Raw genomic sequence first — 12,858 nt, 5'->3', positions numbered from 1 at the left:
AGATGCTGGATAATAAAGCATGACCCGCTTGACGGCTAGGGCCGTCGGAGACCCTTGTAATGCCTGAACACGATGTACGCCTGCAACAACTGACTGTCTGGCTCCATGAGCAGCTCGATCAGCTTTTCCGCGACAACGCCTGGGGCGAGGTGCCCGAGGGCAACCTGACCGCCGCCAGCAGCGATGCCAGCTTCCGCCGCTACTTCCGCTGGCAGGGCGCAGGCCACAGCTTCGTGATCATGGACGCGCCACCGCCACAGGAAAACTGCCGACCATTCGTCGCCATTGACCATCTGCTGGCTAGCGCAGGCGTGCATGTGCCGCAGATTCATGCACAAGACCTGGAACGTGGCTTCCTGCTGCTGGGCGATCTGGGCCACCAGACATACCTGGACATCATTCAGGCCGACAACGCCGATGCACTGTTCGCGGATGCCATCGAGGCTCTGCTGGCCTTCCAGCGCCTGCCGATGGACGCGCAGTTGCCCAGCTACGACGACGCCCTGCTGCGCCGTGAAGTCGAGCTGTTCCCGGAGTGGTACGTAGGCCGTGAACTCGGCCTGGCCTTCACTGAAGCGCAGAAAGCCTGCTGGCAGCGTATCAGCCAACTGCTGATCGACAGCGCCCTGGCCCAGCCCAAGGTGCTGGTGCACCGTGACTACATGCCGCGCAACCTGATGCAGAGCGCCCCGAACCCAGGTGTACTGGACTTCCAGGACGCGGTCTACGGCCCAGTCACCTACGACATCACCTGCCTGTTCAAGGATGCGTTCCTCAGCTGGCCGCAGGCGCAGGTCGAAGGCTGGCTGCGCAACTACTGGGAGCAGGCGCAGGCCGCGGGCATCCCGGTGCAGCCGGTATTCGACGATTTCCAGCGTGCCAGCGACCTGATGGGCGTGCAGCGCCACCTGAAGGTGATCGGTATCTTCGCGCGAATCTGCCATCGTGACGGAAAACCGCGTTATCTGGCCGACGTCCCGCGATTCTTCGCCTATATAGATGAAGTGGTCAGCCGTCGCCCGGAGCTTGCCGAACTGGGCCAGCTGATCGCCGAGTTGCAAGCCGGAGCGCGTGCATGAAGGCGATGATTCTTGCAGCAGGCAAAGGCGAGCGCATGCGCCCGCTGACCCTGCATACCCCCAAACCGCTGGTGCCAGTCGCAGGTCAGCCACTGATCGAGTATCACTTGCGCGCGCTGGCGGCGGCCGGGTTTACCGAGGTGGTGATCAACCACGCCTGGCTTGGCCAGCAGATCGAGGACTATCTGGGCGATGGCAGCCGGTTCGGCCTGCGCATCCGTTACTCGGCCGAAGGTGAGCCGCTGGAAACCGGCGGTGGCATCTTCAAGGCCCTGCCATTGCTGGGGAATGAACCGTTCGCCCTGATCAACGGTGATGTCTGGACCGACTATGACCTCAGCCTCCTGCGCGCTCCGTTGCGCGGGCTGGCGCATCTGGTGCTGGTCGACAATCCCGGCCATCACGGGCGTGGCGACTTCCGCTTGAGCGAAGATCGGGTAATCGATGGTGACGACGCCCCCGGTACGCTGACCTTCAGTGGCCTCTCGGTGCTCCACCCGGCCTTGTTCGAAGGCTGCCAGGCAGGCGCGTTCAAGCTGGCGCCGTTGCTGCGCCAGGCGATGGCGTCTGGCCAGGTGAGCGGTGAGCATTTCCGCGGCAAGTGGGTGGATGTCGGCACCCTCGAGCGCCTGGCCGAGGCCGAGCGCTTGATCGGCGAGCGCGCCTGACATGTGGTGGCCAGGCACGGTAATCGGGCTGGGCGCAGGCTTTGCGGTCGCCAGCATCCCTGGTGCGTTGCTCGGTGCCTTGTTGGGCCAGGCGATGGACCGACGCATTCGCTTGCAGGGCTGGGACGACATGTGCGAGCGCCTGGGCGGTCGCCCAGTCTTGCAGGACGATGAATTGCTGTTCGTCTTGCTCGGGCGGCTGGCCAAGAGCGATGGCCGTGTGGCCGAGCAGCACATCCAGCAGGCGCGGCAGGAAATGGTCCGCCTGGACATGGCCGAAGCTGCGCGTTTGCGGGCGATAGCCGCGTTCAACCGGGGCAAGGCTGGCAAGGACCGGCTCTCCGGTCACCTGCGCCGTATCCGCCTGCAGCCGCATGCCGCCGAGGGCACCTTGCGTGCCTGCTGGCGCATGGCCTGGGCCGACGGCAAGGCTGGTCGGCGCGAGCGTGAACTGCTGCTGGAATGGGGGCACAAGCTGGGCCTTAGCCGGCGTCAGGTGCAGGCGATGTCACTGGAGTACGAGCCGCGCAAGGCGCCGGTGTCAGGCGGCGTGATGAACTACGCTGCAGCGCTGCGCTTGCTGGGTGTTGAGGCTGGCACCGAGGGGGACCAAGTCAAGCAGGCATACCGGCGCCTGGTCAGCAAGCATCATCCGGACAAACTGGCGGGCAGCGGGGCAAGCGAGGCGCAAGTGCGCGAAGCGACCGAGCGGACCCGCGAACTGCACCAGGCCTATGCGATCGTTCGCAAGCGGGGTGGGTTCTAGAAGGGGGCGCTTGGCGCCCCTGACAACCTGAAACTACTGTTGAGGGCTCATCCAGCCCCGAACCCTGCGGAACAGCTGCTCCTGTTCTCCGTCTTTGTTGGCCGGCATGGCAATCAATGACAGCTGCTTGTACTGGCTGTCCTTTTGCCGCTTGCTGGCCTGCAAGCGCTGCGCCGCCGCATTGCGGTCCCCGGTACGGGTGGCGTAGTAGAGGTCGGCCGTGGGCACCTTGAGGGTGGGCGTCAGGCTTTCCAGGTCGTGCTCGACCCGGGCCGGCGTCTGTGCGGCAACCATCACCAGCTTCTGTACCTGCGGCGGTTGCTTTTCGCTCAGGTAGCGCGCTGCCCAATAGGCGCCGCTGCCGTGGCCGATGAGCACGATGCTGCGTGAGTTGTGCTGTTGGGCATAGGCCACGGCAGCATCCAGGCGAGCGAAGATGCGATCGGCGTCGGCCACGTCGTTCTGATCGCTGGCTTGCTCGGCGTCGGTACTTTCCGCGGTATCGGTGTCGGCGGCGGTGGCCTGGGCGATGTTGGCGTTGGCGTCGGCGGGTGTGTCCTTGGCCGGTGCGCTTTCGCCCGCTTTCTTCTCAGGCGCTGGCGCCGGCTTGTCCTCTACCCGCGCTTGCGGGGCGTCGGCGAGCAGGTCGGGCAGGCTCACGCTCAGGCTGTGCCAGCCGATATCCGGGAACTTGCGCCGTAACGGGCCGACTGTGTTGGGCCAGTCGGCATTCTCGCCAGCGCCCGGGACGATGATCACGGCACCCTGCGGATCACTGTCGTTGGCCGGCTTCCACAGGGCCAGGAAGCTGTCCGCGCCGGCCTGCAGGGTCTGTTGTTCGGCTTTTGGTGCCAAGCGCTCCAGGGCTTGCGCGTCTTCCTGGCTACGCTCCAGCAGGGGCGGGCGTGGCGCCGGGGCGGCAGGCGCCTCGGCTGCAGCCTCCGGCTTGGCGGCGTCAGCGGCCAGGGCGCCGAGTGGTAGGAGCGAGGCCAGGCAGCACATTGCCAGCGTCGTGCGATAAAGTGTGGACATGAATCAACCCAAGGCCAGAATGATACCGGCAGCCTAATAGTATTTGCCCGCGGCGGCCATGCTGCATGGCCGCCCTTGCCAAGACGAGCGTGTAGATGAAGCGATTGCGTCGCCTGTTGGTTATCGGCTGTTTGTGCCTGCCCTTGATCGCCTTGGCACGGCCGGAGGTGCCACCAATGGTGACGCTGGAGCCTGCCCAGCAGCAATGGCTCGATAGCCATCGCAGCCTGCGTGTCGGCTTGGTGCTGCAAGCGCCCTACGCACAGTTCGACCGCCGCCTGCAGCAGCTTTACGGTGCCAACGTCGAGTTGGTGAACTGGCTGGGGCAAGCGCTGAGCCTGGACCTGACCTGGCGCAACTTCGCCGACCAGGCCAGCCTCGAGCATGCCTTGCAGGCGGGGGAGATCGATTTCGCCCCGGGACTGACGCAAACACCCGCCAGCCTGCGCCTGTGGCTGTTCAGCGACCCTTACATGCGGGTCCCGCAGCTGGTGGTGGGGCCGCGTACCGGGGCGATGGCGGTGGAGCTGGAAAAGCTCGATGCCGAAACCCGCGTCGCAGTGCGCATGCCCAGCGTCCTTGCCGACTATCTGCGCGGCAATTACAGCGGCCTCAATCTGCAGGGCGTGCCCAGCGAGCGCGAGGCTTTGCAACTGGTGGTCGGTGGCCAGGCCAGCTACGCCGTGCTCGATGAGGCACAGCTGAGTCGGCTGTCGCGGGAAAGTGAGTTCGCCGAGCTGGTAGTGGTGGGTGATATCGGCTTGCCGCAATTGCTACGGGTGGGTTCGCGACGCGACTGGCCGGTGCTTGCCGATGTGCTCGAACGCGGGCTGCAGGCCATGCCGGCCAAGGAGCTGGAGCAACTTCACCAGCGTTGGTTGCAGCCCAAATACCCGCGCTTGAGCGAGTCGCCTGGCTTCTGGCAGAACCTGGCCTTGCTGTTCGGCATGTTGCTGCTGTGCGCTCTGGCCACGCTGGTGTGGCAGCGTCGGCAGCAGCGCCAGCTGGAACGCAGCCTGCTGGCCACGCGGGAAAGCCTGACCGAGCGGCAGGGGCGCGAAGAGGCGCTGCGCCTGAGCCAGTTCGCCATCGATCAGAGCACGGTGGGCATTCTCTGGGTGAACTGGGACAGCCATGTACGCTACGCCAACCATGCGGTGGAGCACATGCTCGGCTATGCCGAAGCCGAGCTGCTGGAGCGCCCGCTGATCGACTTCGAGCCGAACCTGACCATGGACCGCTGGCTCGAACTGTGGAAGGGTGCCCGTGCCGGCGATGGCGGTGCCCGGCAATTCGAAACCCAGTGCCGGCGCGCCGATGGCAGCTTGCTCCCGGTGGAACTGTCGCTCAGTTTCCTGCGCTTTCGTGATGCCGAATACCTGGTGGTGTACCTCGCCGATGTCACCGAGCGCCATCGCGCCCTGGCGGCCTTGCGCGAAAGCGAGGCGCGGCTCAAGGGCATCGCCGGCAACGTGCCGGGCCTGGTGTTCCGCCTTGAGCCGGCACCTGCCGAGGGTGAGCCGGAATTTCCCTACATCAGCGAGGGCAGCGAGGCATTGGTCGGCTACACGCCGGCGCAGATCCAGCACCCGCTGATGGGTTTACGCAATCTCGTTCACCCAGACGATCGGGCCGACTATCACCAAGTCCAGGATCTGGCCATTGCCAGCGATCAGGACTGGTCATGGCAGGGGCGTATCCTCACCCGCCAGGGCGAGCAGCGCTGGGCCGACATCAAGGCCAGTGCCCGGCGCTTGCCCAATGGCCGGGTGGCTTGGGACGGTATCGTCTGGGATATCACCCAAGGCAAGCGCGCCGAACTGGCGCTGGCCCAGTCGCAAGAGCAGCTGCGCGAACTGTCGGCGCACCTGGAGAGCGTGCGCGAAGAAGAAAAGGCCCGCATCGCCCGTGAAGTACACGATGAACTGGGGCAGATGCTGACCGTGCTCAAGCTGGAAGTGTCGATGTGCGAGCTGGCCTTTGCCGAACTGGATCCTGGCCTGCACGAGCGCCTGGGCAGCATGAAGCGCCTGATCGCCCAGCTGTTCCAGCTGGTGCGCGACGTCGCCACCGCGCTGCGTCCACCGATCCTCGACGCAGGTATAGCCTCGGCCATCGAATGGCAGGCGCGGCGCTTCGAAGCGCGCACGCAGATACCTTGTCTGGTACAGGTACCGGATAATCTGCCAGCATTGAGCGATGCCAAGGCCACCGGCCTGTTCCGCATCCTGCAGGAGGCGTTGACCAACGTCATGCGCCATGCGCAGGCACACAGCGTGGAGATCGAACTGGTGCGTGAGGACGGGCAACTGCGCATGACCGTCAGTGACGATGGCACCGGGTTCTGCCGGGACCAGCCCAGGCCCACGTCGTTCGGCCTGGTCGGCGTGCGTGAGCGGGTGCTGATGCTCGGTGGCAGCATGGCGCTGGACAGTGAACCAGGCGAGGGCACCAGCCTGAGCGTGGCCATTCCCTTGGAGTAGGAGAGCGAGCGTGATTCGAGTGCTGGTGGCCGAAGACCACACCATTGTCCGCGAAGGCATCAAGCAGTTGATCGGCCTGGCCAAGGACATGCAGGTGGCGGGGGAGGCCGGGAATGGCGAGCAATTGCTCGAGACCCTGCGCCACACACCTTGCGAGGTGGTGTTGCTGGATATCTCCATGCCGGGAGTGAATGGACTGGAGGCGATCCCGCGTATCCGCGCGCTGAACGATGCCCCGGCGATCCTGATGCTGTCGATGCACGACGAGGCGCAGATGGCGGCCCGCGCCCTGAAAGCCGGCGCTGCGGGCTATGCGACCAAGGACAGCGACCCGGCCCTGCTGCTCACGGCGATTCGCCGGGTGGCAGGCGGTGGGCGCTATATCGACCCGGCACTGGCCGACCGCATGGTCTTCGAGGTGGGCCTGACCGAGACCCGGCCACTGCACACGCTGTTGTCGGAGCGCGAGTTCTCGGTGTTCGAGCGCCTGGCCCAGGGCGCCAACGTCAACGACATCGCCCAGCAGCTGGCACTGTCGAGCAAGACCATCAGCACCCACAAGGCCAGGCTGATGCAGAAGCTCAAGGTCAATTCGCTGGCGGAACTGGTGAAGTACGCCATGGAGCACAAGCTGGTCTGATTGCGACATCCTTGTAGGGATCGCCCTACAGCAAATCTTCCATCGGGATGATGGCATTCTCTCAGTACCGCCGATTTCCGGGCGCTTGCGGCTCTTCTACTCTTTTGCCTACGCAGTCATTCCAACAAGAAGGTGCAGGCATGAGCGAGGCGAATTCGAACGCTGCCACCGGCGAGACGCTGGTCAGCTTCCGTGGTGTGCAGAAGAGCTACGACGGCGAATCGCTGATCGTCAAAGACCTCAACCTGGACATTCGCAAGGGTGAATTCCTCACCCTGCTCGGCCCCTCCGGCTCGGGCAAGACCACCAGCCTGATGATGCTGGCCGGTTTCGAAACTCCTACCGCCGGTGAGATCCAGCTGGCCGGGCGTTCGATCAACAACGTGCCGCCGCACAAGCGCGACATCGGCATGGTGTTCCAGAACTACGCGCTGTTCCCGCACATGACCGTGGCCGAGAACCTGGCCTTCCCGCTGACCGTACGCGGCCTGAGCAAGACCGACATCAGCGAGCGGGTCAAGCGGGTGCTGAACATGGTCCAGCTCGATGCCTTCGCCAAGCGCTACCCCGGCCAGCTTTCCGGTGGCCAGCAGCAGCGTGTGGCGCTGGCCCGGGCGCTGGTGTTCGAACCTCAGCTGGTGCTGATGGACGAACCGCTGGGCGCCCTTGACAAGCAGCTGCGTGAACACATGCAGATGGAGATCAAGCACATTCACCAGCGCCTGGGCGTGACCGTGGTCTACGTGACCCACGACCAGGGTGAGGCGCTGACCATGTCCGACCGCGTGGCGGTGTTTCACCAGGGCGAGATCCAGCAGATCGCCGACCCGCGCACCCTCTATGAAGAACCCTGCAACACCTTCGTCGCCAACTTCATCGGCGAGAACAACCGCATCAACGGCACCCTGCTGGCCAGCGATGGCAAACGTTGCCAGGTGCAGCTGGCCCGCGGCGAGCGGGTCGAGGCACTGGCGGTGAACGTCGGCCAGGCTGGCGAGCCAGTGACCCTGTCGGTGCGCCCCGAGCGCGTGCGCCTCAACGGCCATAGCGAAAGCTGCGTCAACCGCTTCTCCGGCCGCGTGGCCGAGTTCATCTATCTGGGCGACCACGTACGGGTGCGCCTGGAAGTCTGCGGCAAGGCCGACTTCTTCGTGAAGCAGCCGATCGCCGAGCTCGACCCGGCGCTGGCCGTGGGCGATGTGGTACCGCTGGGCTGGGAGGTGGAGCACGCCCGCGCGCTCGATCCGATTGCCGAAGCCCACTGATGGATTGCTTCACCAACCCTGTACTGTGGAGAGAATAATAATGCGCAAGCAGTTGAAACTGACCGCCCTGGCCCTCGGCCTGTGCGCCGCCGGCCAGAGCATGGCGGCGGACCTGACCGTGGTCTCCTTCGGCGGTGCCAACAAGGCGGCCCAGGTCAAGGCGTTCTACGAGCCATGGGAGAAGGCCGGCAAGGGCAAGATCGTCGCAGGTGAGTACAACGGTGAAATGGCCAAGGTCAAAGCCATGGTCGATACCAACAGCGTGTCGTGGAACCTGGTGGAGGTGGAGTCGCCAGAGCTGGCTCGTGGTTGCGATGAAGGCATGTTCGAGGAGCTCGACCCAGCCCTGTTCGGCAACGAGTCCGATTATGTGAAGGGGGCCATCCAGCCTTGCGGCGTGGGCTTCTTCGTCTGGTCCACGGTGCTGGCCTACAACGCCGACAAGCTCAAGACCGCCCCCACCAGCTGGGCCGACTTCTGGGACACCAAGAAATTCCCGGGCAAGCGTGGCCTGCGCAAGGGCGCCAAGTACACCCTCGAGTTCGCCTTGATGGCCGACGGTGTTTCGCCGAAGGACGTGTATCAGGTGCTGGGCACCAAGGAGGGCGTGGACCGCGCCTTCAAGAAGCTCGACGAGCTCAAGCCGAGCATCCAGTGGTGGGAAGCCGGCGCCCAGCCGCCACAGTACCTGGCCTCGGGTGACGTGGTCATGAGCTCGGCCTACAACGGCCGCATCGCTGCCGTGCAGAAAGAGAGCAACCTCAAGGTAGTGTGGAACGGCGGCATCTACGACTTCGACGCCTGGGCGATCCCGAAAGGCGCCAAGGATGTGGAAGAGGCGAAGAAGTTCATCGCCTACACCGTGCAGCCAGAGCAGCAGAAGACCTACTCCGAGAACATCGCTTACGGCCCGGCCAACTCCAAGGCCGTACCGCTGCTGGCCGATGCGGTGAAGAAAGACATGCCGACCACGCCTGAGAACATCGCCAACCAGGTACAGATCGACGTGGCGTTCTGGGCCGACAACAGCGAGCAGCTGGAGCAACGCTTCAACGCCTGGGCGGCGAAGAAGTAACAACCCGGGAAGCGGGGGCCGCTCTGCGGCCCATCGCCGGCAAGCCGGCTCCCACAGGGATCGCACGATTCCCGGAGCCAGTGCAGTACCTGTGGGAGCCGGGCTTGCCGGCGATGGGCTGCAGAGCAGCCCCAATTTCAGCCTGTATCGCGGAGTTCGCCATGGCCATTGCAGTGCCCCTCAACGAAGGCGCAGGTCCAAGTCTCAAGCAGCGCCTCAAGCATGCCGAGCGGGTCAACCGCTGGAAGGCGCAGGCGTTGATCGCGCCGCTGGCGCTGTTTCTCCTGCTGGTGTTCCTGGTGCCGATCGCGGCGCTGCTGTACAAGAGCGTCGGCAACCCGGAAGTGGTCAGCGGCCTGCCGCGCACGGTCGAGGTGATCAGCCAGTGGGATGGCAAGAGCCTGCCTGGTGAAGACGTCTACAAGGCGTTGAGCCAGGACTTGGCCGAATCGCGCAAGAACCAGACCCTGGGCGATCTCTCCAAGCGCCTGAACATGGAGCTGGCCGGCTACCGCAGCCTGCTGGCCAAGACTGCACGGGCGCTGCCGTTCAAGGCCGAGCCTGCCTCTTATAAGGATGCCTTGCAGGCACTCGACGAGCGTTGGGGCGACCCGGCCTACTGGCAGGCGATTCGCCGCAATACCAGTTCGGTGACCTCGTTCTACCTGCTGGCTTCGCTCGACCACCGTATCGATGACCTCGGCGAGCTGGCCAAGGCCACCCCCGACCAGGCCATCTACCTGGATATCTTTGCCCGCACCCTGTGGATGGGTGTGGTGATCACCGCCATCTGCCTGGTGCTGGCCTATCCGTTGGCCTACCTGCTGGCCAACCTGCCGACCCGGCAGAGCAACCTGCTGATGATCCTGGTGCTGCTGCCGTTCTGGACCTCGATCCTGGTGCGGGTGGCCGCATGGATCGTGCTGCTGCAGTCTGGCGGTTTGATCAACAGCGCGCTGATGGCGATGGGCATCATCGACCAGCCGCTGGAACTGGTGTTCAACCGCACCGGCGTGTACATCTCGATGGTGCATATCCTGCTGCCGTTCATGATCCTGCCGCTGTACAGCGTGATGAAGGGTATTTCGCCGAGCTACATGCGTGCGGCGATTTCGCTGGGCTGCCACCCGTTCGCCAGCTTCTGGCGGGTGTACTTCCCGCAGACCTACGCCGGTGTGGGTGCCGGTTGCCTGCTGGTGTTCATCCTGGCCATCGGCTACTACATCACCCCGGCACTGCTCGGCAGCCCGAACGACCAGATGGTCAGCTACTTCGTCGCCTTCTACACCAACACCAGCATCAACTGGGGCATGGCCACCGCGCTGGGCGGGCTGTTGCTGCTGGCGACCGTGCTGCTGTACCTGATCTATAGCTGGCTGGTCGGCGCCAGCCGCCTGCGCCTGAGCTGAGGAGCCTTGAGATGCTGAGCCCCTACATGTCGCCCGTCGAACGGGTGTGGTTCTACACCCTGCGCATCCTTTGCGGCCTGATCCTGTTGTTCCTGGTGCTGCCGGTGCTGGTGATCGTGCCCCTGTCGTTCAACAGCGGCAGCTTCCTGGTGTACCCGCTGCAGGGCTTTTCGCTGCAGTGGTACCACGACTTCTTCGCCTCGGCCGAGTGGATGCGGGCGCTGAAGAACAGCATCATCGTCGCGCCAGCGGCCACGGTACTGGCCATGGTATTTGGCACCCTGGCGTCGATCGGCCTGACCCGTGGTGATTTCCCGGGCAAGTCGCTGGTGATGGCGCTGGTGATTTCGCCGATGGTGGTGCCGGTGGTGATCATCGGTGTGGCCAGCTACCTGTTCTTCGCCCCGCTGGGCCTGGGCAACAGCTTCATCTCGCTGATCCTGGTGCACGCGGTGCTGGGTGTGCCGTTCGTGATCATCACCGTGTCGGCGACCTTGCAGGGCTTCAACTACAACCTGGTACGTGCGGCGGCCAGCCTCGGCGCCTCACCGTTGCTGACCTTCCGTCGGGTGACCTTGCCGCTGATTGCCCCCGGGGTGATTTCGGGGGCGCTGTTCGCCTTTGCCACGTCGTTCGACGAAGTGGTGGTGACGCTGTTCCTCGCCGGCCCCGAGCAGGCAACCCTGCCGCGGCAGATGTTCAGCGGCATTCGCGAGAACCTCAGCCCGACCATTGCGGCGGCGGCGACGCTGTTGATTGCCTTCTCGGTGGTCTTGTTGCTGACCCTGGAGTGGTTGCGTGGGCGTAGCGAGAAGCTGCGTACCCAGCAACCTGCCTGAAGCAAGGGTGTGCTCGGGGTTGATACCAATCAGCCCCGATCCGCTTCCCTGAGTTACAATGCGCGCCACCGTGATTCTGCCAACAGGTGCGCCATGCAGCCCTACGCTATTGCCCCCTCCATTCTCTCTGCCGATTTCGCCCGTCTGGGCGAGGACGTCGACAAGGTGCTGGCCGCGGGTGCCGACATCGTCCACTTCGATGTCATGGACAACCACTACGTACCCAACCTGACCATCGGCCCGATGGTTTGCACCGCACTGCGCAAGTACGGCGTGACCGCGCCGATCGACGTGCACCTGATGGTCAGCCCGGTCGACCGCATCATCGGCGACTTCATCGAGGCCGGCGCCACCTACATCACCTTCCACCCGGAAGCCTCGCAGCACATCGACCGTTCGCTGCAACTGATCAAGGACGGCGGCTGCAAGGCCGGCCTGGTGTTCAACCCGGCCACCAGCCTGGAGGCCCTGAAGTACGTGATGGACAAGGTCGACATGGTCCTGCTGATGAGCGTCAACCCAGGCTTCGGCGGGCAGAAGTTCATCCCCGGTACTCTCGACAAGCTGCGTGAAGCCCGCGCGCTGATCGACGCCAGCGGCCGCGATATTCGCCTGGAGATCGACGGCGGCGTCAACGTCAATAACATCCGCGAAATCGCCGCCGCTGGCGCTGACACCTTCGTGGCCGGCTCGGCAATCTTCAACGCCCCGGACTACCAGGAAGTCATCGCCAAGATGCGCGCCGAACTGGCCCAGGCCCGCCCATGAGTGGCTTCGAGCAGCTGTTCCCGGGGACGCTGCCCAGGCTGGTGATGTTCGATCTGGACGGTACCCTGATCGACTCGGTACCCGACCTGGCTGCCGCCGTGGACCGCATGCTGCTCGAACTGGGGCGCCCGCCCGCCGGCCTTGAGGCCGTGCGCCACTGGGTTGGCAATGGCGCCCAGGTGCTGGTACGCCGCGCCCTGGCCAGTGGCATCGAGCATGATGCCGTGGACGATGCACTGGCGGAAAAGGGCCTGGCGCTGTTCATGGACGCCTATGCCGAAAGCCACGCGCTCACCGTGCTCTACCCCGGGGTGAAGGACACCCTGCGCTGGCTGCAGAAACAGGGCGTTGAAATGGCGCTGATCACCAACAAGCCGGAGCGTTTCGTCGCGCCATTGCTCGACCAGATGAAGATCGGCCGCTACTTCCGCTGGATCATCGGCGGCGATACCTTGCCGCAGAAAAAGCCCGACCCGGCAGCGCTGCTGTTCGTCATGCAGATGGCCGGTGTCAGCCCGCAGCAGTCGCTGTTCGTCGGCGACTCGCGCAGCGATGTGCTGGCGGCCAAGGCGGCCGGCGTGCAATGCGTGGGCCTTACCTATGGCTATAACCATGGCCGGCCGATCACCGAGGAGTCCCCCAGCCTGGTGGTCGACGACCTGCGCGCACTGCTGCCCGGTTGCGCAGACCCGGCCACTGGGATAACGTTGGCGGACCTTCAAGCCTCCCAAGACAGAGAGTCCACCGTGGCGGTCACTGGCAAATTCTGGATGAAAGTCATCAAGGCCCTGGCCCGTTGGCGCTGGCGCGCCTGACTTATGCCCGCCGGCGCCT

12 protein-coding genes are annotated in these 12,858 nt (G+C 64.6%); 11 read left to right on the top strand and 1 reads right to left on the bottom strand.

Annotated elements, in window-relative coordinates; all coding sequences use genetic code 11:
• The first annotated feature begins 59 nt into the window (after positions 1-59).
• Genes ACLEJU_RS12335 through ACLEJU_RS12325 form a run of 3 tightly spaced genes read left to right on the top strand, consistent with a single transcriptional unit; the run spans position 60 to position 2,513 of the window.
• The gene (locus ACLEJU_RS12335; protein WP_435422682.1) at positions 60-1,079 is read left to right on the top strand and encodes an aminoglycoside phosphotransferase family protein; all 1,020 of its coding nucleotides are present in this window, start codon (positions 60-62) and stop codon (positions 1,077-1,079) included.
• Positions 1,076-1,747 (top strand): N-acetylmuramate alpha-1-phosphate uridylyltransferase MurU, encoded by a 672-nt coding sequence (gene murU / locus ACLEJU_RS12330; RefSeq protein ID WP_435422683.1) that lies wholly within the window; start codon positions 1,076-1,078, stop codon positions 1,745-1,747. Before ACLEJU_RS12335 ends, murU begins: the two co-directional genes overlap by 4 nt.
• 1 nt (position 1,748) lies before the next feature.
• On the top strand, positions 1,749-2,513 hold the full coding sequence (locus ACLEJU_RS12325; protein WP_435422684.1) for a TerB family tellurite resistance protein: 765 nt from the start codon (positions 1,749-1,751) through the stop codon (positions 2,511-2,513).
• Positions 2,514-2,546: 33 nt separating this feature from the next.
• On the opposite strand, the gene ACLEJU_RS12320 is transcribed toward ACLEJU_RS12325, so the two are convergent.
• The gene (locus ACLEJU_RS12320; RefSeq protein WP_435422685.1) at positions 2,547-3,545 is read right to left on the bottom strand and encodes an alpha/beta hydrolase family protein; all 999 of its coding nucleotides are present in this window, start codon (positions 3,543-3,545) and stop codon (positions 2,547-2,549) included.
• Positions 3,546-3,640: 95 nt separating this feature from the next.
• On the opposite strand from ACLEJU_RS12320, the gene ACLEJU_RS12315 reads away from it, so the two are divergent.
• From ACLEJU_RS12315 to ACLEJU_RS12280, 8 genes are all read left to right on the top strand, one after another.
• Positions 3,641-6,028, top strand: a complete 2,388-nt coding sequence (locus ACLEJU_RS12315; protein WP_435422686.1) for a PAS domain-containing sensor histidine kinase — start codon at positions 3,641-3,643, stop codon at positions 6,026-6,028.
• A 10-nt stretch (positions 6,029-6,038) separates the two neighbouring features.
• Positions 6,039-6,668 (top strand): response regulator, encoded by a 630-nt coding sequence (locus ACLEJU_RS12310; RefSeq protein WP_159408657.1) that lies wholly within the window; start codon positions 6,039-6,041, stop codon positions 6,666-6,668.
• 140 nt (positions 6,669-6,808) lie between these two features.
• Positions 6,809-7,933: an ABC transporter ATP-binding protein gene (locus tag ACLEJU_RS12305; protein ID WP_159408658.1), complete on the top strand. Its 1,125-nt coding sequence runs from the start codon at positions 6,809-6,811 to the stop codon at positions 7,931-7,933.
• A gap of 40 nt (positions 7,934-7,973) precedes the next feature.
• Positions 7,974-9,008 (top strand): ABC transporter substrate-binding protein, encoded by a 1,035-nt coding sequence (locus ACLEJU_RS12300; RefSeq protein ID WP_435422687.1) that lies wholly within the window; start codon positions 7,974-7,976, stop codon positions 9,006-9,008.
• A 161-nt stretch (positions 9,009-9,169) separates the two neighbouring features.
• A complete protein-coding gene (locus ACLEJU_RS12295; protein ID WP_435422688.1) occupies positions 9,170-10,417 on the top strand; it encodes an ABC transporter permease in 1,248 nt (415 codons plus the stop codon).
• 11 nt (positions 10,418-10,428) lie between these two features.
• A complete protein-coding gene (locus tag ACLEJU_RS12290; protein WP_079226329.1) occupies positions 10,429-11,256 on the top strand; it encodes an ABC transporter permease in 828 nt (275 codons plus the stop codon).
• 93 nt (positions 11,257-11,349) lie between these two features.
• Positions 11,350-12,024 (top strand): ribulose-phosphate 3-epimerase, encoded by a 675-nt coding sequence (gene rpe / locus ACLEJU_RS12285; RefSeq protein WP_435422689.1) that lies wholly within the window; start codon positions 11,350-11,352, stop codon positions 12,022-12,024.
• Positions 12,021-12,839, top strand: a complete 819-nt coding sequence (locus tag ACLEJU_RS12280; RefSeq protein WP_435422690.1) for a phosphoglycolate phosphatase — start codon at positions 12,021-12,023, stop codon at positions 12,837-12,839. The genes rpe and ACLEJU_RS12280 overlap by 4 nt, the downstream gene beginning before the upstream one ends.
• Positions 12,840-12,858 lie beyond the last annotated feature (19 nt).

It is taken from the genome of Pseudomonas sp. SMN11 (assembly GCF_052041945.1).
Taxonomy (GTDB): Bacteria; Pseudomonadota; Gammaproteobacteria; order Pseudomonadales; family Pseudomonadaceae; genus Aquipseudomonas.
Note: the sequence above shows the minus strand (reverse complement) of the source record. Positions and strands in the feature narration are given on the sequence as shown.

Coding starts and splice junctions, on each gene's coding strand:
- ACLEJU_RS12290 (WP_079226329.1), top strand. CDS start 10,429: ATGCTGAGCCCCTACATGTCGCCCGTCGAACGGGTGTGGTTCTACACC.
- ACLEJU_RS12305 (WP_159408658.1), top strand. CDS start 6,809: ATGAGCGAGGCGAATTCGAACGCTGCCACCGGCGAGACGCTGGTCAGC.
- rpe (WP_435422689.1), top strand. CDS start 11,350: ATGCAGCCCTACGCTATTGCCCCCTCCATTCTCTCTGCCGATTTCGCC.
- ACLEJU_RS12320 (WP_435422685.1), bottom strand. CDS start 3,545: ATGTCCACACTTTATCGCACGACGCTGGCAATGTGCTGCCTGGCCTCG.
- murU (WP_435422683.1), top strand. CDS start 1,076: ATGAAGGCGATGATTCTTGCAGCAGGCAAAGGCGAGCGCATGCGCCCG.
- ACLEJU_RS12300 (WP_435422687.1), top strand. CDS start 7,974: ATGCGCAAGCAGTTGAAACTGACCGCCCTGGCCCTCGGCCTGTGCGCC.
- ACLEJU_RS12335 (WP_435422682.1), top strand. CDS start 60: ATGCCTGAACACGATGTACGCCTGCAACAACTGACTGTCTGGCTCCAT.
- ACLEJU_RS12280 (WP_435422690.1), top strand. CDS start 12,021: ATGAGTGGCTTCGAGCAGCTGTTCCCGGGGACGCTGCCCAGGCTGGTG.
- ACLEJU_RS12315 (WP_435422686.1), top strand. CDS start 3,641: ATGAAGCGATTGCGTCGCCTGTTGGTTATCGGCTGTTTGTGCCTGCCC.
- ACLEJU_RS12325 (WP_435422684.1), top strand. CDS start 1,749: ATGTGGTGGCCAGGCACGGTAATCGGGCTGGGCGCAGGCTTTGCGGTC.
- ACLEJU_RS12295 (WP_435422688.1), top strand. CDS start 9,170: ATGGCCATTGCAGTGCCCCTCAACGAAGGCGCAGGTCCAAGTCTCAAG.